The sequence below is a fragment of the Candidatus Chlorobium masyuteum genome, assembly GCF_011601315.1.
GTDB lineage: Bacteria > Bacteroidota > Chlorobiia > Chlorobiales > Chlorobiaceae > Chlorobium > Chlorobium masyuteum.
The window spans coordinates 28045-51786 of sequence record NZ_JAAORA010000002.1 but is presented as its reverse complement, the minus strand read 5'-3'; the positions used below and the strand labels follow the sequence as shown (position 1 = coordinate 51786).

The following is a 23742-nucleotide window of genomic DNA, read 5'->3' as shown; positions in this document are numbered from 1 at the left end:
TAAAAAAGCTGAAGCCGTGATCGTCAAAACCAGAGCCGTAATACTTCGGGAGGTCAAATACCGCGACCAGTCGAAGATCTGCGCCCTCTATACCCGCGAATTCGGTAAAATTTCCGTCATCATCAAAGGGGCGCGCAATCCTAAAAACAGGCTCTCGGGACTCTTCAGTGCCGGAAATGTGGTTGACGTGGTGCTCTATAAAAAACAGAGCCGGGATATTCAGCTTGTCAGTGATGGTAACCTTGTTTTAAGTCCGATGGTTCCCGATCCGGATATGGAGCGCTTTGCCGTGCTCTACCAGATTATTGATCTTATCCGTACAGGCACGGAGAGCGACGAGAAAAACCTCCCCCTCTTCACCCTGCTTGCCGGAACTCTCCAGCAGCTCTACCGAAGCCGTGTCAATTTCCGGCAGCTCCATGCATGGTTCCTGCTCCGGCTTGTCTCTCTGATGGGATTTCAGCCCTTACTGAGTAACTGTGTCTTCAGCGGAGAGGATCTCACAACGGCAATCAGGAAGATGAAGCTGACGGAGCTCTATTTTGTCATGAACCCCGGCGGGCTTGCCCTGCCTGCAGCCGCCATCCAGAGCAGCATTAAAAAGCGGCTTATCCCGGTGCGCCTCGCCGAACAACTGGCGGCCCTTGCCTCCGCCCGCCATCCCGCAGGTGACACCTTCATCTCTTCACCGGAAGATATCGATACCCTCTGCTCGCTGCTGCAGGAGTATTGCGCGCTGCATATGGAACACTCCCGGTCGCGCAAAAACATCTCAATCGTTGAACAAATCCTGGTTAAATAGTGCATCCCGAGCCGGTATCCGTGGTTTTGTGGTTTTATATCTGCCGGACTATTTCTATCTTAAGAGTCATTTTATTACTCGCATAACCTCTTGTTCAATCCTAAACAGATCTGTCCAACATGCCTCAACTAACCAAATCAGCTGAACTCTTTGAAAAAGCAAAGAAGTTTATTCCCGGCGGCGTAAACTCTCCGGTACGGGCATTCAAATCCGTTGGCGGAACACCGATCTACATGGCTAAAGGCTCAGGCGCATACCTGACCGATGTTGACGGTAACACCTATCTTGACTATGTCGGATCGTGGGGCCCCTTCATTCTCGGCAGCATGCACCCGAGAATCACGGCTGCACTTGAATATACCCTGAAAAACATCGGCACCAGCTTCGGCACACCGATCGAGATGGAGATTGAAATTGCCGAGCTCCTCTGCAAGATTGTACCTTCACTTGAAATGGTCCGCATGGTCAACAGCGGAACCGAAGCCACCATGTCGGCCGTACGCCTTGCAAGAGGCTACACCGGCCGCGATAAAATCATCAAATTTGAAGGGTGTTACCACGGTCACGGCGACAGCTTCCTCATCAAGGCAGGTTCAGGAGCTCTTACGCTCGGCGCTCCCGACAGCCCGGGTGTCACCAGAGGCACGGCGCAGGATACGCTTAATGCAACCTACAACGATATCGAGTCGGTAAAACTGCTCGTTAACGAGAACAAGGGCAATATTGCCGCCATCATCATTGAGCCTGTGGCAGGCAATACCGGTGTTATTCCGGCAAAACCCGGCTTCCTTGCTGATCTTCGCACGCTCTGCGACCAGGAAGGAATCGTACTGATTTTCGACGAAGTGATGTGCGGTTTCCGTGTAGCACTCGGCGGTGCACAGAGCCTCTACGGCGTTACGCCTGATCTCACCACCATGGGCAAGATCATCGGCGGAGGCCTTCCTGTCGGCGCATTCGGTGGCAAGCGCAAGCTTATGGAGCGTATTGCTCCCCTCGGCGACGTCTATCAGGCAGGTACCCTTTCAGGCAACCCGCTGGCACTGACCGCAGGCCTTGAAACCCTGAAAATCCTTATGGAAGAGAATCCCTATCCGGAACTCGAAAGAAAGGCACAGATCATTGAAGCCGGCTTCAGCGACAACCTGAAGAAACTCGGTCTGAACTATGTGCAGAACCGTGTAGGATCGATGTCCTGCCTCTTCTTTACCGAAACGCCGGTCGTAAGCTATGCAAGTGCCATCACGGCCGACACCAAAAAGCACGGCAAGTACTTCCACTCCCTGCTTGATCAGGGCATCTACACCGCACCTTCACAGTTTGAGGCGATGTTCATCAGCTCGGTTCACACTGATGCCGATCTGGAAAAGACCATCAAGGCAAACTACAATGCGCTTGTCGAGTCCCAGAAGTAACCCGCTCCGTCAACAGAAAGAACAAAAAAAGGGAGGCCGCAAGGCTTCCCTTTTTTTGTTACAGGCAATTCGGTCTCTCCCGGCTGTTTTGCGCCTCGTTATTCAATAATCCCGGATTGCACCTGCTCGCGGGTAACCATGACCCTTCCGGAGGCATCGCGCACCATCTGTTCGACCTTCGGAAGAAAGCTCTCTATCTTTTCCGGAAAGTCAACAATTTCGATAACCATAGGCAGGTTGGTACCGAACTCCATGATTTTGGAGGTTTTAATCAGCATGTCGTGACCGTAGGAGAGCACACCTTTCAACGCCGTTGCTCCGGCAAGACCATGCAGACGGGCTTCGCGCACAATCTCTTCATAGAGCGGATTGTGACCGAAACGAACCTGTTCACCGACAAAGATGCGCAGCAGTTCTGAACTGTGAAATTCCATAATTGACTCCTTTATGACCAGATTTTTGCGAAAAGCATTCCCGAGTAAAGTGCAATGAGACCTCCGGCGATACTGCCGAAAAGGTAAAGCCCGGCGTAGAAGAGCTGACCATCCTTCATCAGCGATGCATGCTCATACATATAGGCGGAAAAGGTGGTAAAGCCTCCGCAGAAGCCGGTCACCATAAAGAGCCGTGCTTCAGGAGAGACCAGGGTGGTCGAAACCGCAAGCTCGCTCAACAATCCGATAAGAAAACTGCCGAGCATGTTAACCGCAAAGGTTGAAAAGGGAAAGCCCGGAGCAAGCGGAAGAAAGAGCAGCGCCACCCCGTAGCGGGCCACAGAGCCGAGAAACCCGCCAACACCCACCAGCGCAACTGCTCCAAAGTGCTTCATCACGCTTCTATGTTAGCGGTCGTCGCCTGTCTGCCTTCCCTCAATCCTCTTGTGCGCACAGCACATCTCATCAAGAATACCGAGCAGGGTGTTGAAAATACCGAGAGCGATGATCGTCGGTGCCCAGAGTCCGATAAATATAGCAATCAGCTCATGGTTAACCCCTGTGCCGAAAATAAAGATGTAGATCGAGAGCAGTATCGAAAGCGTTGCAGTTAAAAAATAGTAGAGCGGCTTCATACTGATGGTTTGATTAAGTGAGCGGTAGTTTGTAAAAGGTAATAATAATCAGACGAGGAAAAAACCTCATGACGGCTTCGGCCTTACTCAACATCAATCTGCACCTCGTTGCGGCGAAGGAACGGAATGGTCCATGGAGGATCGTAGCTTGCCGCCCTGGGAGCAGAGAGTGACCGGAACCCTCTCTTCCCAAGCCATACCGTCAGTTTCTCCGCATAGCTCCGGAGATTACTTTCGGAATGAAGTCCTGAATAACTGATTACCGCAACTTTTTTTGCTCCGACCTCACGAAAGGTTACGGACGGGTCAAGAGGCTCGGGAAGTGAAGCAAGGGTTGATCCTTCAGGCATCACAAACGACATCACCCAGGAGTTCCCCTGCTTCTGCTGCATCACCGGAGCGGTCATGGAGAGTTTCTCCGAAGCAGGCTCCTGCAGCACGGGAGCAGTCATGGAAAGTTTCTGTTTTGAGCGGTTCTTGCCGAAAATATAGCCTGCAAGGCGACTGAAGGCCTGACCGCTTGACTGGCCGTACCCTCCATCAACAACTGTTTCAGCCAGAACCATCCCGCCATACTGCCTGATTTCGATCTCCCCCTCTTTCTCCAGCACCGTAAACGGTGGCTCGGCTGATTCCCGCTTGCCCAGCACCGAACAGCCTGCAAGCAGCAGGCTGGTCATCAGCAATAGTGACCATGCACCCATAAGAGCCTCCCTTCTGTTGAATTGTTTAACAAAACGATCTTATGAATGGAACACCCGCAAGAGCAAAAAGGTTTAGCTGTCAGGAGTATGCCTGCTAATAAGCGGGTACGCCCGCTATGAAAAAATAGCCGGCATAGTTATATCTTTGATTGATACATCACCATTATTCAATCGTACTACACTCTGCTCATGAGCTTTACTCTTAAAAAAAGAGTGATCGCAATCGATTACGGCACCAAGCGAATCGGTGTGGCAAAAAGCGACCCGCTCCAGCTCTTCGCCCAGCCGGTCGGCACCGTCGATCGGGCTGGACTTTCCGGAATGCTTGAAGAGATGCTCCGCAGTGACGAGATCGGCAGGGTAATCATCGGTTATCCACTGGGCGAAAACGGCGAAACAAACGCCATGACCGGAGTTATTGACCGCTTTATAGAAGAGCTGCTCGTGGAGTTCCCCCAACTGATGATAGAACGGGTCGATGAACACCACTCATCGAAAGATGCCCGCAAGATCCTTGCGGCTTCCGGTAAATCAAGAAAAGTGCGGCAGGAAAAGGGGAGAATCGACAGCGCCGCCGCATGTGTAATGCTTACAGAGTATCTGGAGTCCCGCAACCGGTAGAGATTCTGCTCCAATCCTGACGAAAGGATCGGAAAAGCAGGAGTTTTTCATTTAGCTTTTCGGCACTGCTTCTTTATCTTTAGGGCATAGAACTCTTGTCGACACTCTTACCCATTACCATTCATGAGTACTTCTGCACTGCTTGACACCTTCAAATCAACCGGGGCTCTGCTTGACGGTCATTTCAGGCTGACTTCAGGACGGCACAGCAATACCTATTTTCAGTGCGCAAAGGTATTGCAGCACCCGCAACACCTCGAAGCGGTCTGCAGCCTGATCGCCGGGAATTTCAGCGGCAAGGGAGTCGAAACCGTCATATCCCCGGCTATTGGAGGAATCGTGGTCGGAACAGAGGTGGGGCGCCAGCTCGGAGTAAAAACCATTTTCGCTGAACGCAAGGATGGCGTGATGACAATCCGCCGCGGGTTCATGCTTGAACCGGATGAACGGGTGGTGGTGATTGAGGATGTTATCACCACAGGGGGATCGGTCGCCGAGGTTATTGCGCTTGTCAAAGCGGCCGGAGCAACGCTGGTCGGAGTCGGATCGGTTGTTGACCGCAGCAATGGCCGCGTAAGGCTTGCTGACGACCAGTTTTCAGTGCTTTCGATGGAAGTGATCAGCTACACCCCTGAGGAGTGCCCTCTCTGCAAACAGAATGTGCCGATTGATGCCCCCGGAAGCCGGGCAAACAAGCAAAACTAACGGCATGACCGAGCAGCCACCTATCAGAAATATCTCGTTTATCGGTCTCGGGTTGATCGGCATGTCGCTCTTGCGGGCAATAAAGTTTTCACCCCTTGCCCGGAAGAGCAACATCCTTTTTCAGGGGTTTGACCCGAATTTTTCCGAGACCGACCGCACCACGGTTGAAGCTCTCGGTCTTGACCGGTTTACCGCAGAGAAGTCGCTGCTCTACAGCGCCGACCTGATCATCCTCTCGGCTCCGGTCGAAATCAACATCGCCCTGCTTGAGGAGATCAAACAGCTTGCTCCACCCTCAACCCTGGTCAGCGATGTATCAAGTACAAAGTCGCTGATAGCCCGTAAAGCCAGGGAACTTGAGCTGAACTTTATCGGCATGCACCCGATGGCCGGCAAGGAGCAGCAGGGGTATCGTGAAAGCCATGAGACGCTGCTGCATGGCCGGCGCGTTATCCTGTGTGACGACAAGGGCGTACTCGAAGAGCCGAAAGGGCGATTCCTTATTGAACTGCTTGAGTCGGCAGGATGCACAACACTCTCGATGAACGCTGAAGAACATGATCTCGTGGTTGCAAAAACAAGCCATCTGCCCCAACTGCTCTCGACCCTCCTGATGAATCACTGCGGCGATTCGATCAGCAAAACCGGACCGGGCTTTGCGACTCTGGCCCGGCTTGCAGGAAGCCCATGGCAGATATGGCGTGACATCATTGCAACCAACAGTGAGAACATTGCCGCGGAGCTTGACCGGTTTGCCGTCGAACTTACGGCCCTGTCACAGGAAGTACGATCTCACAACCTTGAACAGCTTGAATCGCGCTTCGATGAAGCCAACCGGCTTTATCAAACCCTTAAAGAGATGAACCGGTCATGAAATTTGCGATTGTTGTCAATGTTTCAAGGGAGCACGCGCTCGATCTTGCCCGCGAACTGGCCCTGTGGCTTGATGAACGGGGAGTGGAGTATGTTTTCGAAACCCTCTCGGCAGAAAAGCTCCAGATCTCCCGCTCAGCGCCGATTGAGGAGCTGAACCGGCAGTGCGATGCATTCATCTCGCTGGGAGGGGATGGCACGCTGCTGTTCGCATCCCACTACGCCATGACCAAACCGGTTATCGGCATCAATGTCGGATATCTCGGGTTTTTAACGGAGTTCACCCAGGCTGAAATGTTTTCGGCTATAGAAAAGGTTCTGAACAACACCTATACGATCCATAACCGATCACAGCTTGAAGCCTCTCTTTCAATCGACGGGAATGTACAACAGTTACGGGCTTTGAATGATGTGGTGATTGAAAAAGGAGCCTATCCCCGCATTCCGACTTTTGTCATAAAGCTGGACGGTGAGCTGCTCAGTTCCTACCGCGCCGATGGCATCATCATTGCTACGTCAACCGGCTCAACGGCTTACTCCATGTCTGCCGGAGGACCGATCATCGCCCCGAAATCGAGTGTCTTTGTCATCACACCGATATGCCCGCACATGCTGACCGTCCGGCCGATTGTGATCAGTGACGAAAAGATAATCGAAGTCTCTGTTGATGCTCCTGACGGGGAGTTTCCGCTCAACTGCGACGGCCATCTGGTCAGAATGCTTGACCCCAACAAAGTGGTCACGATAAGAAAATCGCCGGAACCGGTCCATCTCGTCGCCAATGAAAAACGGGATTACTGCGAGATCCTGCGGACCAAACTGCTCTGGGGACGCGAGCATAATTTCGGCCTCTGAGCGGGCACTTCTCACCTTCAATCCATTCGGCGCAACCGATCTTTATGCGGGTACCTTTATTTATTGTCGTGAGCGGTTTGAGTGCGAGACGGACGGAGCGCAGAAACCGGAGTGTACACGCAGTCCATGAGGATTTCGAGCACCGCCCAACGAAGCAATCGAATCGCAGAACAAATAAATAGAGGCACCCATGGGAATCAATATCAGTTCCGGCACTCTCCACCATCTACTCGGCATTCCTGCTGAAACTCCGCTCAGCATTGAGGGGATGTGCCGTAAAATCAGGCCGGTCATCTACCCCGCACCTGTACTTACGGTTCGCCTCGAACAGTTCTGCCTTGCCCTGGTTTCGGCCATGAAGTCACTGGAGATTACCGTACTCTCTGAAGAGGAGGCCTCGGGCAGTGACGGCCGGTTTCTCCCCGGTACGGTTGTCTTTGCTCCGGGCTCTTTTGCCGACGATATGCTCGCCATCAACAGGGTTTCAACGCTCTACAACAATATCATTGTCGGGATCTACGACGAACCGCCGCCACTCACCACCGAGGCCCTCCCGCAGGAGCGACTTGACGCAATAGTCGGCAGGCTCGCCCGCGACATGGTGCATATCCTGATCTTTGTCACCGACCGTTCATGGACCATCTGCACCATGAACGGGGGTGTCGTCACCTTCAACACGCCGCTTCCTGCGGTGGAGGATGTCCGCTGCACACTGGTGCCGAAACTTACGGCACAGGTTGTTCCTCCAAGGCCGGAGGATCTTGATATGAAACCTGGTGCTCTCGAGACCGATACACCGCTGTTTCGGACGGTGGGCAAGGATTTTGCAGAGTGCAGCAGACTGTGGCGCGATAACCACTGCCTGCTCACCCACACCTCCACCGCCGGGCTTGAATACCGAAGCGATTTTTACAAGCGGATCGTTGCCCGCTATCTCGACCAGCGCAGCGGTATGAGCTACGGATTCTTTGCCCGGCAGCTCCCGGTCACGGTGCAACCGGCAACCCTCTGCAGTGATGGCATAGGGAGTGAGGAGTGTGAAATTGAGCACGAGGGTACGGTGCGGATCCTGGCCGCAGGTAAAACCTTCCTTGTACCTGTTCCGGAGGTGAGCGTTATCACAACCCGATCCGGATGCCGGAAGCATCATCTTGACCCTCAGCATGATCTGGTGGAAATCGGTATAAGCGGAGGCAGAGCATGGCTGAAGACCCCTGCTGGTGTTTCACCTTCGGGCGGGGCCAAGCCGTCGTTCGACACCCTGACTATTCTGGCCCACGCACTGGGAAATGCCATAACGGCAAGCATCCTCCTGAGACTCCGGCCGGATGCACTCTTCTCCGCTCATCTTGCCCGCTACGGGGCATCCATGACCCACTGGCATGACTACCCGGATATGGAGATGCTTCCGGAAGGGTACTATCTGCATGGTGCGGAGAATCCTCCTGTTTCCTGCTCTACGCCGCAATCAGCAGCCTACAGCCTGATGGGAAAGATAGATGCCCTTGAGCAGGCGCTTGAAAACAAAGCAGAGTACCGGGGAGATGTGCACATTGAACCAAATCACGGCACCAATATTGTCGGCCTGCTCACTCTGGCGGAAACCGCCGCTATCCTCAATCCTGAAGCCGTAGCCGAAATCAGGTAAGATCGCTCTCGCCGCCCGTTGTCATCTCGACCATCCAGCATTGTCATCCCGCCCCCCCATGGCATCTCGACTGAAAGGAGAGATCTCTTCTTCCGGATCTGTTCCAAAGAGATTCCTCTCTTCGTTCGGAATGACACAGAGAGAAGTTTGCAATGACACAAAACAGGTTTGGAATCACAACCGGGAACATATCCGGCAACCAGACCCTCAGCTCTCCGTTTCACTCTCCTCCTGAGGCTGCTCGGTGTATATCCACTTTCCCTGCTGGGCGAGAATGAGTTCGATAATCTCCCGCAAACACCCTTTGCCGCCTTCATAACCGGCAATGTAGCCGACACGGTTTCTGAGATAATCAGCCCCGTCAATCGGGGTAACCGGCAGACCGGCTTTTGCAAGTACGGCAATATCGCCGATATCGTCACCGATGTATGCACACTCCTCGTCAGTGAGCCCGTGAGCATCACGGAAACTCTCGTAGGCCTTCAGAAGATCCCCGGAATTGAGCGAGAGATCGATTACACCGAGATTTTCGAGCAGAGGCCGATAGGCTTCGGCATCCCGCCCGGAGATAACGGCAATCATCAACCCCTGTTTCAATCCCTCCCTGATAGCAACGGCATCTCTTACCGAAATCGAGCAGAGCTCACCTCCCCGGCTGTCAAAGGTGATCCTTCCGCCGTTGAGGACACCGTCAACCGGAAAAACAACTGCCCGGACAATTTTGAGTGCCTGCTCTATGCGTGTTGATGGATCGGCCTGTGAAGGCTGCATCCCGAAATATTGAAAACCAGCCACAGGTATAGTGGTTTAGAGTGAATGAAGCGACTGCACACACCGGTAAAGATGGAGCAGTTGTTTGACAATAGTTCCGAATTCATCAAGAGCAACCTGTGTGGCTGCATCCGACAGTGCATGCAATGGATCGGGATGAACCTCGAAGAAAAGACCGTTCACTCCCGCTGCGACCGCCGCCCGTGCAAGAGGCATCATATACTGGCGCTCTCCGCCCGAAACACCATTGCCCGCGCCTGGAAGCTGAAGGCTGTGCGTTGCGTCATAGATGACCGGGTATCCTGATTCAGCCATTTTGGCCAGACCACGGAAATCAACAACAAGATTGTGATATCCAAAACTTGAACCCCGTTCGGTCAGCATGACCCTCTGGTTACCCGTCCCGGTCACCTTGGCTGCGGCAAGCGCCATATCTTCCGGGGCCATAAACTGCCCCTTCTTGATGTTGACGGCAAGCCCGCTCTCTCCGGCAGCAACAAGAAGTTCGGTCTGGCGGCAGAGAAAGGCGGGTATCTGCAGTACATCAACATAGCGGGAGGCAAGCGCAACATCCCTGGTTTCATGCACATCGGTCACTACCGGCATCCGGTAGGTAGTGCGGATTTCGTCAAGTATTTCAAGCGCCTCAACATCACCGATACCGGAGAAAGAGGAGCCGGAAGTGCGGTTTGCCTTGCGGTAGGAGCCCTTGAAAATAAAACCTACCCCTTCCTCTCTGCTGATACGCTGAAGCTCTTCGGCTGTTTTTACCGCCATTGCCCTGTTTTCGATCAGGCATGGTCCGGCAATAATGAGCGGAGCTGAGGAATCAGGAATGGAGAGTGAACCGATCGAGAACTTTTGCACGTTGTTACCCGTTATACTTTTATGGCTTAAAGCTCTGTGCCTCTTGTGACTTTGATAATTTAAGCCTTAAATTTACAACAATATTTCTTATTCACAGTCCGTAATCAAATACCGGAAAACTATGGGCATCGCTGATACGAAACAACGGCTGGAGGAGATAGAAAAACAGCTTGCAAATCTCATTGAGGAGCAGACCGTCATCAAGGCCCGGTGGGATAGTGAAAAAGAGCTGATACAGTCCTCCCGCACCCTTAAATCGCAGATAGAAGAGCTCCGGGTTCAGGCCGAGGAGTTTGAGCGTCAGGGCGATTATGGCAAGGTTGCAGAGATACGCTATGGAAAAATCGCTCAAATTGAGCGCGACCTTGAAGAGAACCGCCTGAAGATTGAAGAGAAGAAGGCCGGAGGCGACCTGATCATGAAAGAGGAGATTGATGCCGAGGATATCGCCGATATTGTCTCCAAATGGACAGGGATACCGGTCAGCAAGATGCTGCAGGGCGAGCGCCAGAAGCTGCTCCTGATTGAACAGGAGCTGCATAAACGGGTGATCGGGCAGGAGGATGCCGTCACGGCTGTCAGTGAGGCGGTAAAACGCTCCAGGGCGGGGATGGGGGACGAGAAGCGCCCTATCGGCTCCTTTATCTTTCTCGGGCCGACCGGTGTCGGCAAAACCGAGCTTGCCCGTGCCCTTGCCGACTATCTCTTTGATGATGAGGACTCCATGATACGCATCGACATGAGCGAATATATGGAATCCCACACCGTAAGCCGGCTGGTCGGAGCGCCTCCAGGCTACGTGGGTTATGAGGAGGGGGGGCAGCTTACCGAAGCGGTACGGCGCAAACCCTTTTCCGTTGTACTGCTCGATGAGATCGAAAAAGCGCACCCGGACGTCTTCAACATCCTCCTGCAGATACTTGACGATGGCCGCCTGACCGACAGCAAGGGACATACGGTGAACTTCAAGAACACCATCATCATCATGACCAGCAATATCGGCGCACAGATGATTCAGGTCGAGATGGGAAAACTTGATGGAGTGAACCGTGACACTGTGCTTTCGGGCCTCCAGGAAAAGCTCTTCCAGCTGCTGAAACAGCAGGTGAAACCGGAGTTTCTCAACCGTATTGACGAGATCATTCTCTTTACGCCGCTCACACGTGAAGAGCTGAAAAAAATTGTTCTCATACAGTTTGACCGTATCAAAGAGACCGCAATGCGCCAGCGCATAAAACTCACGATTACCGATGGAGCTCTTGAATGGATTGCCAATGCGGGGTTTGACCCGGCATTTGGTGCCCGGCCTCTCAAACGGGTAATGCAGCGCAAGATCACCAACAAGGTATCAGAGCTGATCCTTTCGGGAGCGGTAGAGGAGGGGGATGTAGTTGCCGTTGACCTCTCCGGCGGAGAGCTGACTATCACGAAGTCAAAAGCCGAATAAAAAGATAAATTCATTTTACGGGGCCTGCCTTGCATTTTGACTCAGGCTCCGTAAAATGAACAATGACCCGTTAACTCCCTTGCTGCAACACCGACATCCATGAAAAAAACCTTTCTGACGGTTGCAGCGCTCTTCCTGCTCTGGACCTGCTCCCTTCCGGCGTTCGCTTCCGAGAGAACGGACAGCCTTACCATAAAAATCGGCCAGATGGTGATGATCGGCTTCAGGGGGCTCTCGGTGGCAGAATCTCCCGCCATTGCTGAAGATATCCTTGAACGCCGGATTGGCGGCGTTGTGCTCTTTGACTATGACGTTCCACTGCACTCACCATCCAGAAACATCAGCAGCCCTGAACAGCTCTCGCTCCTGACGCTTGAACTGCAAAAACTCTCGGCCATCCCCCTCCTGATCGGTATTGACCAGGAGGGAGGAAAGGTCAACCGCCTCAAGCCGAAGTTCGGCTTTCCCCCGAGCGTTTCGGCAGAGCATCTCGGAGGGCTCAACAATCCCGACAGCACAACCGCCGCTGCCGCCCTGACGGCCCGGACATTGCAGGCAATGCATATCGGACTGAATTTTGCCCCGGTAGCTGATCTGAATGTCAATCCGGACAATCCGGTTATCGGAAAGCTCGGGCGAAGCTTTTCGGGTGATCCTGAGATTGCTGTCCCGAATATCCTGCTGACGGTCAAAACCTTTAACCGCGAGGGTATCATTGCCACCCTGAAGCATTTTCCGGGGCACGGCAGTTCAACCACCGATACGCACAAGGATTTTACCGATATAACAAACAGCTGGTCCGCAAAAGAGCTTGAACCCTACCGTGCCCTGATTGCGTCAGGTTACCGCGATGCGATCATGACCGCACATGTCTTCAACGCAAAACTTGATCCGATCTATCCGGCAACGCTTTCAAAATCAACCATCACCGGTCTTCTCCGCAAAAGGCTCGGATTCAGGGGTGTGGTTATCAGCGATGATATGCAGATGAAGGCCATCGCTGACCGTTACGGGCTTGAAGAGGCCATCCGGCTGGCCATTGATGCCGGTGTGGATCTGCTGCTCTTCGGCAACAACACCTCATGGGACCCTGCAATTGCCACGAAGGCAACGGAAATTATCCGCTCCCTTGTAGAGAAAAAACTGGTAACACCCCGTCGCATCGACCTGTCGTACCGGAGAGTCATGGAGCTTAAAAAACAGTACCTCAAACCCCGCACATGAAAACCATCTGCCTTGTCCGTCATGCAAAATCAAACTGGGCGGATGCTCAGACAGGCGATTTTGACCGGTCTCTGAACAGTCGGGGAGAGCACACCGCTTCACTCATGGCCGCAATGCTGAAGGCAATGGGAGTAGCCGCCGATCTTGTCATCTCCAGTCCGGCAAACAGGGCTATCACTACGGCAGAGCTCTTCTGTGAAATCCTTGATTACCCGAAGGAGAAGATCGTCAGGCGAATGGAGATCTACGAGGGAAGGGCCGACCAGATTCTTGCCATCATACAGGAGATGGCCGAAAGTGTCAAAACAGCCGTGATCTTCGGGCACAATCCGACCATTACGGAGTTTGCAAACCTGCTTTCAGCTGCTCACATGGAGAGTATGGAGACCTGCGGCATGGTAAGGATTGATCTGGAGATCGCGATGTGGAAGGATGCGGCTTACGGCAAGGGGAAAAAGGTTTGGTATGAGTACCCGAAGCGTAAAACCGATTAATCCCGTTCAGATTTTGGATCACGGGTCATGAGCTCAAAAATCGCCTGCCGGGCAGGCTTGCGTTCAAAGAGCATCTCATAGACCGCCTGGGTAATAGGCATTTCAACTCCGAGTCTGCTGCTGAGATCATAAACCGCTTTTGAACTGAGCACACCCTCTGCTACCATATTCATCTGGCTGATGATATCATCAAGTGTGCGGCCCCGGCCTATCTCTTCGCCGACATAACGGTTTCTGCTGTGGCGTGAGAGGCAGGTAACAACGAGATCGCCGATTCCCGAAAGTCCGGAGAGGGTGACAGGATCCCCTCCAAGCCGTATGCAGAGCCTTGAGATTTCAGCAAGACCTCTCGTGATAATGGCCGCCTTTGCGTTATCTCCATACCCTATGCCATCGGAGATACCGGCAGCAATCGCAATGATGTTCTTGACCGAACCGGCGGTTTCAACCCCGATGATATCGTTATTGACATAGACGCGGAACATGTTGGTACGAAAGAGCTCCTGCACAATCTCAGCCGTCCGGAGCGACGGTGAGGAGGCAACCACGGTCGTGGGCTGCTCTTTTGCTACCTCTTCGGCATGGCTCGGTCCATAGAGCGCTGCAACCTGTGCGGGCTTGAGAGAGGGGAGCACTTCAAGCAGTACTTCCGACATCCTTTTACCCGTTCCAACCTCGATACCCTTGGCAACATTGACCAGAATTTTACCGTCGAGTGACGTAGTACAAAAACCGGTAACCGTCTCCCGCAAAGCCTGGGATGGCACGGCCGTAACGATCACCTCGGACCAGGAGATCAGTTCGGGAAGGAGATCGGCAACGTCAAGTGAGTCCGGAAAAGCCACGCCCTTCAGATAGCGTTGATTTTCACGCTCCGCCCTGAGCTTTGCCGAGAATTCCGGCCGGTGCGCCCAGAGACGGACAGGATAACCTTTCGAAGCAAGAAGTACGGCAAGTGTGGTGCCCCAGCTTCCGGCACCAAGTACAGCAATATTCATCGGATAATCAGGCCGTTATGCACGCCTGCCGAATGTCAGACGGTTCTCCGTACCGGAAAGCAGCCTTCTGATATTTGCCCTGTGCGTGTAAAGAATGGCAAGCGCGACAATAAGCCCGAAAATCATAAGGTGATAGTCGAGGCTGTCATGGAAGGAGAGTGGGGACCCGAAAAGCCTGATATAGTAGTCAAGGCCGCCGCCAAGCTCAAAAATATACTTGCGGATGGCAATGATAAGCGGAAAGGCAAGTGCAGCAAGAATGGAGGCTACCGAGACATACCTTGACACGTAGACGGTCAGCAGAAAAATAGCGACAACGATCAGCATGCTTACCGGTGCAATGCCGATCAGCATCCCTGCGGCAGTGCTGACACCCTTGCCACCCTTGAAACCGGCAAAAACCGTAAAGACATGGCCGATAACCGCGCACATCCCGGCCAGAAGCCTGAGAGCAACCTCATTCATATCGGGAAAATTACCGATCGGGTGCTCCCGGAAAAAAGCAACAACAGAAACCGCGGCAATAACGCCCTTGACAATATCAATAAGCGTAACCGTCAGACCGGCCTTCCAGCCGAGTACACGAAATGCATTGGTACCCCCGGCATTTCCGCTGCCGAAGTCCCTGACATCGATACCCTTGAGCATCTTTCCCGCCATAATGCTGGTAGGGATGGAACCGATGAGATAGCTCACCGCTAAAATGGCAAGTAAAGTCACCATAAACGTTACTGATTATTGCTGTGTGACAAAAAATAACGCAAAAAATCCCGTCAGGTTCTGGAGACCTGCCCTATAATGTACGAATTTTCCCCCTGAGATTGCAAGACGGCACGCACATCATCAACCGCATTTTTTTCAACAATCATGACCAGTCCGGCTCCAAGATTGAAGGTTCTGCGCATATCCTCCTCGGGAACACGCCCCTCTTTACGGATAATATCAAAAATCGCCGGTTCCGGCCATGCGCTCCATTCCACATCAAGTTTCAGGCCGTCAGGCACAATACGCATGGTATTACCCAGAAGACCTCCACCGGTGATATGTGACAGCCCCTTGAGTGCGGGTGAGCCGAAAAACGGCTCAATCGCCCGGAGATAGGAGCGGTGACCTTTCAGCAGCTCCTCCCCCGCAGAACCTTCAAGACCTGAAAATGTCTGGTGCATCCTTCCGTCAAGCACTTTGCGGGCAAGTGAATAGCCGTTGGTGTGCAGACCGGTGGATGGAAGGGCGAGAAGCACGTCACCGGCACTGATTGACGTGCCGTTGATGATTTTTTCATGATCAACAACTCCGACAATAGAGCCTGCAAGATCAAAATCCTCCTCACTGTAGACTCCCGGCATCTCGGCGGTTTCGCCGCCGATAAGTGCGCATCCATTCTCCCGGCAGGCCTTGACCATACCGGTAACGACGGCGGCGGCAAGTTCAGGCGTCAGCTTTCCGCAGGCATAGTAGTCGAGAAAAAAGAGCGGTTTTGCTCCACAGACCAGAATATCATTGACACAGTGATTGACAAGGCATGAGCCGACCGTGTCATAGATGCCGAGCTCAATGGCAATTTTCAGTTTTGTACCGACCCCGTCAATGCTGCTGACCAGCACCGGTTTTTTATAGAGGGAGAAATCGGGCTGAAAAAAACCTCCGAACGCGCCGATATCGGTAATGACCCCGGGAGTAAATGTCTGGCGTACCTGGGGTTTGATCAAACGGACGAACTCTTCACCCGCACTGATATCGACTCCGGCTTTTTTATAATCCATCTGCTACCTCTTTAAATTTTATACATTTAATATCGAGAACGCTTTACGGAGTTCCTGCCGGTGTTTCAAAAATACCGGCATCCTCAGGGCCGGAGAAAAACTCCCGGTGGAGGTTTCTGACCGCCGTAACCACCTCGGACTCCTGAACAACAAACCCGACATTGATCTCTGATGCGCCCTGGGAGATCATCCTGAGATTGACATCTTTCAGTGCATTGAATATCCTGCCGGCGACGCCGCGGGAGAGGCGAAGATTATCACCAACGACACTGACCGTGGCCACATTGTGCTCGATATCAACTTCGCCGAAGCTGTTCAGATGCTGGATCAGCTCCTCACTGAAACTTTTTTCATCAACGGTCAGCGATACGGAAACCTCACTGGTGGAGATCATCTCCACCGATACACCGAAACGGGCGAAAGCACCGAACAGTTCATTCATAAAGCCGTGACGACCGAACATCCGGTTTGAACGCATGTTGATGATGCACTGTCCCTTTTTAACCGCAATGGACTTGACAAGACCATCGTAGCTTTTGCCTGAAAGCCGTTCAGGATCATTGGTAATAAGCGTTCCCTTGGCATCCGGATGCCAGGAGTTGAGCACATAGACCGGAATATTTTTCTGCACAGCGGGCGCGATGGTATCGGGATGCAGCACCTTGGCGCCGAGATAGGCAAGCTCCGCCGCTTCGGAAAAGGTCATGACCCGGATGCTCCGTGCTTCGGGCACAAGGCGCGGATCGCAGGTCATGACACCGTCAACATCGGTCCAGATCTGAATGGCGTTGTCATTGAGCCAGGATCCGAGCAGGGCGGCTGAAAAGTCGGAACCGCCCCTGCCGAGTGTCGTTGTCCTGCCGTCTTTTGTCGATCCAATATAGCCCTGGGTAATGACCGTGGTGCCCTTTTCAAGGAGCGGTGCGATCATGAGCGAGACATTTGCTTCGCAGAGGTCATTGAGCGGGCGGGCAAAGCCAAAATTATCATCGGTAATCATCACCTTGCGGACATCGACCCATTCAGCGTTTAATCCCTGATCCTTCATTGCGGCGGCAAACACCGTGGTCGAAAAGAGTTCACCGAAAGAGCAGAACATGTCCCTGGAGCGCTCGGTCAGTTCACCGACTATATCTACACCCTTGACCAGCATTTCAAGGCGGGCTGAAAACTGTTCAACAGAGTCGGCCAACTCTTTTTTCAACTCATCACTCTTGATCAGCTCGTCAATCAGATTGAGGTGAAACCTGCGAACCTCTCCGGCAAGACGCATTGCCTCTTCGAGATCGCTGCGTCCGGCAGCATCGGCAATCTGCACCAGTTTATTGGTTATACCGCTGCATGCACTGAGCACAACAAGAGGCGCCCCCTTCCCTGCTTCCCTGGCAACCAGTGAAATTGCCTGCTGCATCGCACCGGCAGTTCCAACCGAGGTCCCTCCGAATTTCATCACCGCCATAACAATTCAAACAAATAGGTTAATCGTGAAAATTTCAATTACATTTCCTCTATGCTTCACGGGGAAGCATCCGCTGTTCCCGAAAAAGAACAACCTTGATAAACTCGACCGGTTACAATGGATTCACGCTCCACATGGCTCAAGTCGTGCCAAAGGCTGCTGCTCCTGGGAACCTTGTCCAGCCTGCTGTTCAGTGCTGTCGGTTGCCAGATCCTTCTGAGAGGGTCAGGAGAGAGTCGGGAGAGCAAATATAGTTTAAAAAAGAGAAAATCGTATATCTCGTGTATGGCGGAAGGAAGAGGCTCAGCCGAGATCTGCCGTCTGCCGTTAAAGGTGCCGGAACGATCCATCGACCGGCTCTTTTCATCCCTTGACGACGCCATGGGAACAGCTTATCGTTCAGGGGGATCGACTCCGGATGGATTCGACTGTTCCGGCCTGGTGAGCTATCTCTACAAACAGAACTTCAGGATGCTGCTCCCCAGAACTGCCGGAGAGCAGGCCTTGCTCGGCCCCCTGGTGGAGAAAAAAGCGCTTCGTCCGGGTGATCTTCTGTTTTTCAGTATCGGCGGAGGACGCATCGACCATGTAGGGATCAGTATAGGCAAAAACAGCTTTGCGCATGCGGCAAGGCGTGGCGTCATGATCAGCAGCCTCACCGAAAGCTACTACCTTCGTCACTATGTCTGTGCCGCCCGGATTATAACGCCGGACTGAGTCTCCCCCACACCTTCACGCGAATCTCTCTTTGCATGGTGAAAATCTCTTATATTGCTCCTCATCATTTCACTCTTTCAAACCACTCCGGCTCTCTTTATGCCCAACACAGGAATACAGAACTATATCGAACTGGCTTTTATAGTAAACCCCTCCCTGCATGAACTCTATATCGGCCTGCTTGCCGCTGAAGGCATAGCGTATTTTCAGGAGGAGGACGAACGGCTTCTGGCCTATCTGCCGGAAGCGGAGTGGACCGATGAGAAAGAGCAGACAATGATCGCTTTTCTGCAAGAGCGGCTGGGAACTATTCCTGCCTATACTGCCACCTTTATGGCTGACCGGAACTGGAATGCCGAATGGGAAGCCAACCTGCAACCTATCGAGATATCCGACCGCTTTCTGATTGTCCAGAAAAACAAGGATATCAGCCCTAAACCCGATCAGATTGTCATTGAGATCAATCCGAAAATGTCATTCGGGACCGGCTACCATGCCACAACCCGCCTGATGCTTCGCCAGATGGAGCAGCTTGATTTGCAGGACAAGAAAATGATGGATATCGGTACCGGCACCGGAGTACTTGCCATTGCAGCCCGCAAACTCGGCAACAATCTGCCGATCCTTGCCTTCGACAATAGCTCCTGGTCGGCGGAAAATGCCATCGAGAATGTTGAACAGAACAGTGCTGCGGATATTCAAATTGCACTCCTTGATGCAGAAGAGGATCTTATTGTGAATCTCAAAAAGGGATATGACCTGATTCTGGCGAATATCAATAAAAATGTAATCGACCGGATTCTGCCCGCCATAAGAAAGTACTCACCGGAAGCCATGGTACTGCTCTCCGGTATTCTGGTCTATGACGAACCGTGGCTGAAAAAGCTTCTGAAGCGGCTCGACTATGAAAATGTTCAAACCATCTACGAAGATGAATGGCTCTCAAGCCTTGTCCGCCCGCTATCCCGTCCAACTCGTTAGCCTCATCATTACACCATGAAACGGGTTTCATGCATTGATATCGGCACCAATACAGCCCTCCTGCTTATTGCCGACCTCGAACCGGAAAGCGGCAGCATCATTCCGGTCTGCCACCGACAAACCATTGTTCGGCTTGGCAAAAATGTAGATGCAGGAAAAGTCATCGACCGGGCGGCTCAAGAGCGCTTGATCACCTGCATGAAGGAGTACGCAGAACTAAGCCGCGAACACGGAAGCGAATGCGTCATTGCAGCAGGAACAAGCGCCCTGAGAGATGCCGCCAACCGCACGGAGGTGATCCGATCGGTTGAAGAAGAAACCGGAGTTGCACTGCGATGCATCTCGGGTGAGGAGGAGGCAAAACTCACCTTTTTCGGCGCAGTAGCCGGTATGAGCCGGATTCCGGAACCATTTTCGGTGATCGACATCGGAGGAGGCAGCACGGAGATTTCCATGGGCTCGCTTGAGGGTATAACGGAGAGCGTGAGCCTCGACATCGGATCGGTCAGGCTCACCGAGCGGTTTTTCACCATGCTCCCCCCTCCGGAAAGCGAGTTTGAAAAGGCAGAAGCAGAGATCAACAAGGTGTTCACAAAGCGTATCCTCCCCTTTTTTGCGTCACGGGAACAGGTTTTCGGAGTAGCCGGAACCGTAACGACCATAGCCCAGGTCGCTCAGGGAATGAACCACTTTGATGCATTGAAAGTACAAAACTACCAGCTCAGCTACTTCGAGGTTCATGAACTGCTCGAACAGCTCAAGCTGAAAACCAATGAAGAGATCATTGCGCTTGGCATTCCTGAAGGACGCTCTGACGTCATTACCATGGGCACCCTGATTCTGCATCAGTTCATGCGCCTGCTCGGCATCAGCGAAATAAGGGTCAGCATCCAGGGGTTGCGTTTCGGCCTTGCGCAGGAGGAGCTGATCCGGCTTCAGCAAAAAATCTGAGGGCGTAGATGACAACCGGCTCTCGCTCTGCGTTCCGGGTAAAAAAGAGGAATGCCCTCTCGCTCTCCCCGAGACAGTACCTCTTTCGCAGCTCCTCCACAGAGAGGGGGAAATCACGCCGCTGAATACTTGCTCCCGTTATATGGTGCCGATCAAGGAATGCTCTGAAGGTTTTCGGTTTCCAGGGGACACGCTCCAAAACCTGGAAGAGCCTGCCGGGAAAATCCGCAATCAGTTGTTCCCCTGTCAGATAATCGACCGATCCATTCAGAAACTCAAGACCGCAATTCCGGGCAAGCACCGCTGAAAGTCGCGCCTTGATGATTGCCGGGTCCGGCTCGTAGAGAAACTCCTTCAGCGAAGAGGCTACGGCCCGGTCGGCATCCGGATCTCCGCAAACCTCAACTACAGCATCCGACCCGGTTGAAAGAGCAACAGCCCTGATCGTCACAGGGCGATCTCTTGCCCCCCGGTCAAGCAGCAACAGCGACTCCTTGCATTCACGGTCAACCGAAACCACCACAATTTCCGAGAGTGCCGGAAGGAGAGTTTTCAAGTTACTCAACTCCAGTGCAGGAGAGGCCTTGATGCAGACCTTTGCCGCCTTCCGGAGAAGCAGGTCATGGTTGACGACAACGTCAGGACTTGCCGACTCAAGAGTGACAGAGCGCCGCCCCTCTTCGCGTCGCGCCGGATCGACATAGATGCACTCAAAGCTGTTATCAGGAAAACCTGCAAGCAAGCCGATGCTTTCGCCGTTCTTTATTTCAACATTAGCAACTCCACTCACTTTCAGGTTATGCTCAACCACCGCACAAAGCAGCGGATCACGCTCGCAGTATACCACCTCCTTGAAGGCCCGTGCCAGAAACATCGTATCAACACCAAGACCTCCGCTCAAATCTATTGCCTTCTTGCCCGTTAGTAAAGCGGCCTTGTACACCGCACTCCGCTCTCCCGAAGCCTGTTCAAGCGATAGCGGGGTGTAGAGCAGGTTGAAACCATACAGAGCGGGTAACTTTTTGGCCGCTTTCCGGAGACAGGCGATCTGCTCGGCCATCGCCCTGACCGGAAGCTCCTTTCGAGCATGAAACTGCATGGCAAACTGCGCAGGATCGTCACCCTGGTGAAGTGCAATCATCGCCTGAATTTCAGGCTCAAGCAGGCGATCGAGTTCTTCAAGGGTCATTCAGCTCTCTATCAAAATAATCCGAATCCAAGCCATACGGTTTTCTGAAATTAAAATTATCAATATCCTTATCGATACGGTGCTGCAGAACAGCTAACATGTACGTAACCAAATCCATTGCATCTTAAAAAATCTTCTACCACAGAAATCGGCGTGCGGTGTTTTGGGCCAAGAATAACCTCCTTGATAGCAGGAGTAACTTGAGCAAACTTTTTCAATTCATATTCCCTGAATGGTCTAAGGCTATCGGACTTTACGTCACAGCTTAAATTTATTATTTCTCCCCGATTAATTAATGCCAGCAACCGCCACTCAGCTTCTTCTTTAAATGCTTCAGATTTAAGAACGAAAGCTAATGCGTGTGTAGCCATTAACGAAGAAAAACCAATAGATGCCAGTATCGATTTTTTTCTCTGAGTTTCAGAGTCGTTACTCCCCGAACGAAGGAGCGAATGCTGTTTGGCTTCAAGTAAATGCCCTTCATCGATGGCTTGTTTAAACTGTTGGTACAGAGGCCGAACCTGGTCATCATGAACTTTGGGATCATAAATTACCTTTGCAATAGTAAATCCAAGAAACGGGAATTTTTGGCGACTATATTCTTCTCGAAGCAATTCAAGATACTCCTGTGAAAATCCAATGGCAACGCCAGTTGCATCGGCAGCATATCCTCTCCACTGGCTGAGCTCATCTCTCTGTTTGGACAGGCAAAAACCAAATCCATCAACTTCTTTGAGGTATACTTCAAACTGTTTCTGCAAAAGCGAAATTGTACCTTGATCACGCTTATCGCATTCGGCGAGACGGGAAAGTGCTTCAGCTACCATTTTCCCTTCCATCGAGTCGTTCGACAACGACAGGGATGAAAGACGAATCGAGTGTGTTGTCACAATGGAATGAAATGCCTCAGTTGAGCAGTAGTGATAGAGAATATCCTTTGGGTTGAACTTTAAAGTCGCCATTGTCTATTTCGTTTTCCAATCACTTGAACTTGTCGAGGTACTCGCTGAACACAAAAATCCGGTAACGGGTTTGACCGCTGATCTCCTTGAGAATGCCTTCGGATTGAAAAAGTTCAACAAGATCATTGGCTGATTTTATGCTCAAATCACAAACCGATTTCACCTGTTTGACCGTCACAACCGGGCTTATGAACAAATGGCCAAGCAATGCCAACGCCGACTTTGCGCGTCGACCACTCTTCTCGGTTATGAGCTGCTCTTTTGTCTGCTTCAAGGCAAGCACTTCTGATAATGTCTGTGATGCATTTCGTGCAGTTTCATCAACACCGACAAGAAAATATTTCAGCCAGTGCAACAAATCATTTTTTTCTCTGGCTCTGGTCAGGTTATCGTAGTAGAGTGATTTATCCTTTTCAAAAAAAGAGGATAAGTACAGAAGTGGTTTGTGCAATATTTTTTCACTGACGAGGTAGAGGGTTATCAGTAAACGACCTATACGACCATTGCCATCAAGAAAAGGGTGGATGGTTTCAAACTGGTAGTGGGCAATACCGATCCGGATCAGGGCGGGCACGAATATCTCTTGGTTGTGAAGAAAATTCTCAAGATCTCCCATCAATTCACCGATGTAATGATGAGCAGGTGGAATAAACACTGCATCCTGCAATGATGCTCCGCCTATCCAGTTCTGGCTCCTGCGGAATTCGCCCGGTTGTTTGTGCTCTCCTCGTACTCCGGATAAAAGAATCTGATGGGCATTGCGTAACATTCTCGACGAAACAGGCAACGTATCAAGTTGAGCAATAGCTCTGTTCAACGCTTGCGTATAATTTCTAACTTCAAGCCAGTCATTCCTTCTCTCCGGCAACACTTCCTCTTCCGGCATAAAAGCTTCATCAAGCTGCGTCCTGGTTCCTTCAATCCTGCTTGACACCACGGCTTCCTTGGTAACATGCAACTGAATAAACAGTTCCGTATTTGGTACCAACCGAGCATATGCATTCAGTTCACCGACACTGATCGAAGCTTTTTCAAGTAATGCCCCAAGCTGCGCGTCTTTCCACTGCCACTGAACATTAACCGATTCCGGGACAAAGTACTTATACCCGACACCTTTTTCTGTCCTTCCAGCACGATATAACTCGATATCATGGATAACGTTCATGACATAAAAGTAAAATTACTACAAAGCTAAGTTTACTTTGGTAATTAAAAGTAAACTTAGCT

General features: G+C 52.0%; 26 protein-coding genes. 13 read left to right on the top strand and 13 right to left on the bottom strand.

The window, feature by feature from the left end; genetic code table 11:
* Positions 1 to 16: 16 nt before the first annotated feature.
* Together recO and hemL are read left to right on the top strand one after the other, a co-directional pair.
* Entirely contained in the window at positions 17 to 802 is a 786-nt protein-coding gene (gene recO / locus G9409_RS03840; protein WP_166807516.1) for a DNA repair protein RecO, read from the top strand.
* Positions 803 to 921: 119 nt separating this feature from the next.
* Positions 922 to 2217 (top strand): glutamate-1-semialdehyde 2,1-aminomutase, encoded by a 1296-nt coding sequence (hemL, locus tag G9409_RS03835; protein ID WP_166807515.1) that lies wholly within the window; start codon positions 922 to 924, stop codon positions 2215 to 2217.
* Positions 2218 to 2315: 98 nt separating this feature from the next.
* Here hemL and G9409_RS03830 read toward each other — a convergent pair whose 3' ends face one another.
* The 4 genes from G9409_RS03830 to G9409_RS03815 all read right to left on the bottom strand — a co-directional run bounded on the left by G9409_RS03830 (position 2316) and on the right by G9409_RS03815 (position 3990).
* Complete coding sequence (locus G9409_RS03830) at positions 2316 to 2651, bottom strand: DUF190 domain-containing protein (protein WP_006365712.1); 336 nt, start codon at positions 2649 to 2651, stop codon at positions 2316 to 2318.
* An 11-nt stretch (positions 2652 to 2662) separates the two neighbouring features.
* Positions 2663 to 3046: a fluoride efflux transporter CrcB gene (gene crcB / locus G9409_RS03825; protein WP_166807514.1), complete on the bottom strand. Its 384-nt coding sequence runs from the start codon at positions 3044 to 3046 to the stop codon at positions 2663 to 2665.
* A gap of 12 nt (positions 3047 to 3058) precedes the next feature.
* Positions 3059 to 3286, bottom strand: a complete 228-nt coding sequence (locus G9409_RS03820; protein ID WP_006365714.1) for a hypothetical protein — start codon at positions 3284 to 3286, stop codon at positions 3059 to 3061.
* A gap of 83 nt (positions 3287 to 3369) precedes the next feature.
* Complete coding sequence (locus G9409_RS03815; protein ID WP_166807513.1) at positions 3370 to 3990, bottom strand: SOUL family heme-binding protein; 621 nt, start codon at positions 3988 to 3990, stop codon at positions 3370 to 3372.
* Positions 3991 to 4179: 189 nt separating this feature from the next.
* Here G9409_RS03815 and ruvX point away from each other — a divergent pair, with 189 nt between their 5' ends.
* The 5 genes from ruvX to G9409_RS03790 all read left to right on the top strand — a co-directional run bounded on the left by ruvX (position 4180) and on the right by G9409_RS03790 (position 8692).
* Complete coding sequence (gene ruvX / locus G9409_RS03810) at positions 4180 to 4611, top strand: Holliday junction resolvase RuvX (RefSeq protein ID WP_166807512.1); 432 nt, start codon at positions 4180 to 4182, stop codon at positions 4609 to 4611.
* Positions 4612 to 4734: 123 nt separating this feature from the next.
* A complete protein-coding gene (pyrE, locus tag G9409_RS03805; RefSeq protein WP_166807511.1) occupies positions 4735 to 5316 on the top strand; it encodes an orotate phosphoribosyltransferase in 582 nt (193 codons plus the stop codon).
* Positions 5317 to 5320: 4 nt separating this feature from the next.
* Positions 5321 to 6190, top strand: coding sequence for a prephenate dehydrogenase (locus tag G9409_RS03800; protein ID WP_166807510.1), 870 nt, complete (start codon positions 5321 to 5323; stop codon positions 6188 to 6190).
* Positions 6187 to 7044 carry an NAD(+)/NADH kinase gene (locus G9409_RS03795; RefSeq protein ID WP_166807509.1) on the top strand — a complete coding sequence of 286 codons (858 nt, stop codon included), beginning with the start codon at positions 6187 to 6189 and terminating at the stop codon, positions 7042 to 7044. The genes G9409_RS03800 and G9409_RS03795 overlap by 4 nt, the downstream gene beginning before the upstream one ends.
* 190 nt (positions 7045 to 7234) lie before the next feature.
* Positions 7235 to 8692, top strand: coding sequence for a hypothetical protein (locus G9409_RS03790; protein WP_166807508.1), 1458 nt, complete (start codon positions 7235 to 7237; stop codon positions 8690 to 8692).
* A gap of 207 nt (positions 8693 to 8899) precedes the next feature.
* On the opposite strand, the gene G9409_RS03785 is transcribed toward G9409_RS03790, so the two are convergent.
* A complete protein-coding gene (locus G9409_RS03785) occupies positions 8900 to 9463 on the bottom strand; it encodes a KdsC family phosphatase (protein ID WP_166808021.1) in 564 nt (187 codons plus the stop codon).
* Positions 9464 to 9499: 36 nt separating this feature from the next.
* On the bottom strand, positions 9500 to 10330 hold the full coding sequence (gene kdsA / locus G9409_RS03780) for a 3-deoxy-8-phosphooctulonate synthase (RefSeq protein ID WP_166807507.1): 831 nt from the start codon (positions 10328 to 10330) through the stop codon (positions 9500 to 9502).
* A gap of 121 nt (positions 10331 to 10451) precedes the next feature.
* Here kdsA and G9409_RS03775 point away from each other — a divergent pair, with 121 nt between their 5' ends.
* The 3 genes from G9409_RS03775 (at position 10452) to G9409_RS03765 (ending at position 13495) form a co-directional block, all read left to right on the top strand.
* Positions 10452 to 11777 carry an AAA family ATPase gene (locus G9409_RS03775; RefSeq protein ID WP_166807506.1) on the top strand — a complete coding sequence of 442 codons (1326 nt, stop codon included), beginning with the start codon at positions 10452 to 10454 and terminating at the stop codon, positions 11775 to 11777.
* 99 nt (positions 11778 to 11876) lie between these two features.
* A complete protein-coding gene (locus G9409_RS03770) occupies positions 11877 to 13001 on the top strand; it encodes a glycoside hydrolase family 3 N-terminal domain-containing protein (protein ID WP_166807505.1) in 1125 nt (374 codons plus the stop codon).
* Positions 12998 to 13495 carry a SixA phosphatase family protein gene (locus G9409_RS03765; protein ID WP_166807504.1) on the top strand — a complete coding sequence of 166 codons (498 nt, stop codon included), beginning with the start codon at positions 12998 to 13000 and terminating at the stop codon, positions 13493 to 13495. The genes G9409_RS03770 and G9409_RS03765 overlap by 4 nt, the downstream gene beginning before the upstream one ends.
* Here G9409_RS03765 and G9409_RS03760 read toward each other — a convergent pair.
* The 4 genes from G9409_RS03760 to lysC are packed head-to-tail and all read right to left on the bottom strand — an operon-like array spanning position 13492 to position 17715.
* On the bottom strand, positions 13492 to 14493 hold the full coding sequence (locus tag G9409_RS03760) for an NAD(P)H-dependent glycerol-3-phosphate dehydrogenase (RefSeq protein WP_166807503.1): 1002 nt from the start codon (positions 14491 to 14493) through the stop codon (positions 13492 to 13494). The genes G9409_RS03765 and G9409_RS03760 overlap by 4 nt on opposite strands.
* Before the next feature lie 15 nt (positions 14494 to 14508).
* Positions 14509 to 15216 carry a glycerol-3-phosphate 1-O-acyltransferase PlsY gene (gene plsY / locus G9409_RS03755; protein WP_006365731.1) on the bottom strand — a complete coding sequence of 236 codons (708 nt, stop codon included), beginning with the start codon at positions 15214 to 15216 and terminating at the stop codon, positions 14509 to 14511.
* Positions 15217 to 15266: 50 nt separating this feature from the next.
* Positions 15267 to 16256, bottom strand: coding sequence for a phosphoribosylformylglycinamidine cyclo-ligase (gene purM, locus G9409_RS03750; RefSeq protein WP_166807502.1), 990 nt, complete (start codon positions 16254 to 16256; stop codon positions 15267 to 15269).
* Between the two features lie 43 nt (positions 16257 to 16299).
* Positions 16300 to 17715 (bottom strand): lysine-sensitive aspartokinase 3, encoded by a 1416-nt coding sequence (gene lysC, locus G9409_RS03745; protein ID WP_166807501.1) that lies wholly within the window; start codon positions 17713 to 17715, stop codon positions 16300 to 16302.
* Between the two features lie 285 nt (positions 17716 to 18000).
* Here lysC and G9409_RS03740 point away from each other — a divergent pair, with 285 nt between their 5' ends.
* The 3 genes from G9409_RS03740 to G9409_RS03730 all read left to right on the top strand — a co-directional run bounded on the left by G9409_RS03740 (position 18001) and on the right by G9409_RS03730 (position 20364).
* Positions 18001 to 18432 carry a C40 family peptidase gene (locus G9409_RS03740; RefSeq protein ID WP_235923229.1) on the top strand — a complete coding sequence of 144 codons (432 nt, stop codon included), beginning with the start codon at positions 18001 to 18003 and terminating at the stop codon, positions 18430 to 18432.
* 99 nt (positions 18433 to 18531) lie between these two features.
* Positions 18532 to 19413, top strand: a complete 882-nt coding sequence (gene prmA, locus G9409_RS03735; RefSeq protein ID WP_166807499.1) for a 50S ribosomal protein L11 methyltransferase — start codon at positions 18532 to 18534, stop codon at positions 19411 to 19413.
* Positions 19414 to 19428: 15 nt separating this feature from the next.
* Positions 19429 to 20364: a Ppx/GppA phosphatase family protein gene (locus tag G9409_RS03730; protein ID WP_166807498.1), complete on the top strand. Its 936-nt coding sequence runs from the start codon at positions 19429 to 19431 to the stop codon at positions 20362 to 20364.
* Here G9409_RS03730 and G9409_RS03725 read toward each other — a convergent pair.
* The 3 genes from G9409_RS03725 to G9409_RS03715 all read right to left on the bottom strand — a co-directional run bounded on the left by G9409_RS03725 (position 20297) and on the right by G9409_RS03715 (position 23680).
* Positions 20297 to 21553 carry a class I SAM-dependent methyltransferase gene (locus G9409_RS03725; protein WP_166807497.1) on the bottom strand — a complete coding sequence of 419 codons (1257 nt, stop codon included), beginning with the start codon at positions 21551 to 21553 and terminating at the stop codon, positions 20297 to 20299. The genes G9409_RS03730 and G9409_RS03725 overlap by 68 nt on opposite strands.
* A gap of 68 nt (positions 21554 to 21621) precedes the next feature.
* Positions 21622 to 22515, bottom strand: a complete 894-nt coding sequence (locus G9409_RS03720; RefSeq protein ID WP_166807496.1) for a DUF2971 domain-containing protein — start codon at positions 22513 to 22515, stop codon at positions 21622 to 21624.
* 19 nt (positions 22516 to 22534) lie between these two features.
* Positions 22535 to 23680 (bottom strand): Fic family protein, encoded by a 1146-nt coding sequence (locus G9409_RS03715; RefSeq protein ID WP_166807495.1) that lies wholly within the window; start codon positions 23678 to 23680, stop codon positions 22535 to 22537.
* Positions 23681 to 23742 lie beyond the last annotated feature (62 nt).

Coding starts and splice junctions, on each gene's coding strand:
- purM (WP_166807502.1), bottom strand. CDS start 16,256: ATGGATTATAAAAAAGCCGGAGTCGATATCAGTGCGGGTGAAGAGTTC.
- pyrE (WP_166807511.1), top strand. CDS start 4,735: ATGAGTACTTCTGCACTGCTTGACACCTTCAAATCAACCGGGGCTCTG.
- G9409_RS03740 (WP_235923229.1), top strand. CDS start 18,001: ATGGCGGAAGGAAGAGGCTCAGCCGAGATCTGCCGTCTGCCGTTAAAG.
- G9409_RS03715 (WP_166807495.1), bottom strand. CDS start 23,680: ATGAACGTTATCCATGATATCGAGTTATATCGTGCTGGAAGGACAGAA.
- ruvX (WP_166807512.1), top strand. CDS start 4,180: ATGAGCTTTACTCTTAAAAAAAGAGTGATCGCAATCGATTACGGCACC.
- crcB (WP_166807514.1), bottom strand. CDS start 3,046: ATGAAGCACTTTGGAGCAGTTGCGCTGGTGGGTGTTGGCGGGTTTCTC.
- G9409_RS03830 (WP_006365712.1), bottom strand. CDS start 2,651: ATGGAATTTCACAGTTCAGAACTGCTGCGCATCTTTGTCGGTGAACAG.
- G9409_RS03770 (WP_166807505.1), top strand. CDS start 11,877: ATGAAAAAAACCTTTCTGACGGTTGCAGCGCTCTTCCTGCTCTGGACC.
- G9409_RS03765 (WP_166807504.1), top strand. CDS start 12,998: ATGAAAACCATCTGCCTTGTCCGTCATGCAAAATCAAACTGGGCGGAT.
- G9409_RS03775 (WP_166807506.1), top strand. CDS start 10,452: ATGGGCATCGCTGATACGAAACAACGGCTGGAGGAGATAGAAAAACAG.
- G9409_RS03790 (WP_166807508.1), top strand. CDS start 7,235: ATGGGAATCAATATCAGTTCCGGCACTCTCCACCATCTACTCGGCATT.
- lysC (WP_166807501.1), bottom strand. CDS start 17,715: ATGGCGGTGATGAAATTCGGAGGGACCTCGGTTGGAACTGCCGGTGCG.
- G9409_RS03815 (WP_166807513.1), bottom strand. CDS start 3,990: ATGGGTGCATGGTCACTATTGCTGATGACCAGCCTGCTGCTTGCAGGC.
- G9409_RS03800 (WP_166807510.1), top strand. CDS start 5,321: ATGACCGAGCAGCCACCTATCAGAAATATCTCGTTTATCGGTCTCGGG.
- hemL (WP_166807515.1), top strand. CDS start 922: ATGCCTCAACTAACCAAATCAGCTGAACTCTTTGAAAAAGCAAAGAAG.
- G9409_RS03795 (WP_166807509.1), top strand. CDS start 6,187: ATGAAATTTGCGATTGTTGTCAATGTTTCAAGGGAGCACGCGCTCGAT.
- prmA (WP_166807499.1), top strand. CDS start 18,532: ATGCCCAACACAGGAATACAGAACTATATCGAACTGGCTTTTATAGTA.
- plsY (WP_006365731.1), bottom strand. CDS start 15,216: ATGGTGACTTTACTTGCCATTTTAGCGGTGAGCTATCTCATCGGTTCC.
- G9409_RS03725 (WP_166807497.1), bottom strand. CDS start 21,553: ATGACCCTTGAAGAACTCGATCGCCTGCTTGAGCCTGAAATTCAGGCG.
- G9409_RS03760 (WP_166807503.1), bottom strand. CDS start 14,493: ATGAATATTGCTGTACTTGGTGCCGGAAGCTGGGGCACCACACTTGCC.
- G9409_RS03720 (WP_166807496.1), bottom strand. CDS start 22,515: ATGGCGACTTTAAAGTTCAACCCAAAGGATATTCTCTATCACTACTGC.
- G9409_RS03785 (WP_166808021.1), bottom strand. CDS start 9,463: ATGCAGCCTTCACAGGCCGATCCATCAACACGCATAGAGCAGGCACTC.
- G9409_RS03730 (WP_166807498.1), top strand. CDS start 19,429: ATGAAACGGGTTTCATGCATTGATATCGGCACCAATACAGCCCTCCTG.
- G9409_RS03820 (WP_006365714.1), bottom strand. CDS start 3,286: ATGAAGCCGCTCTACTATTTTTTAACTGCAACGCTTTCGATACTGCTC.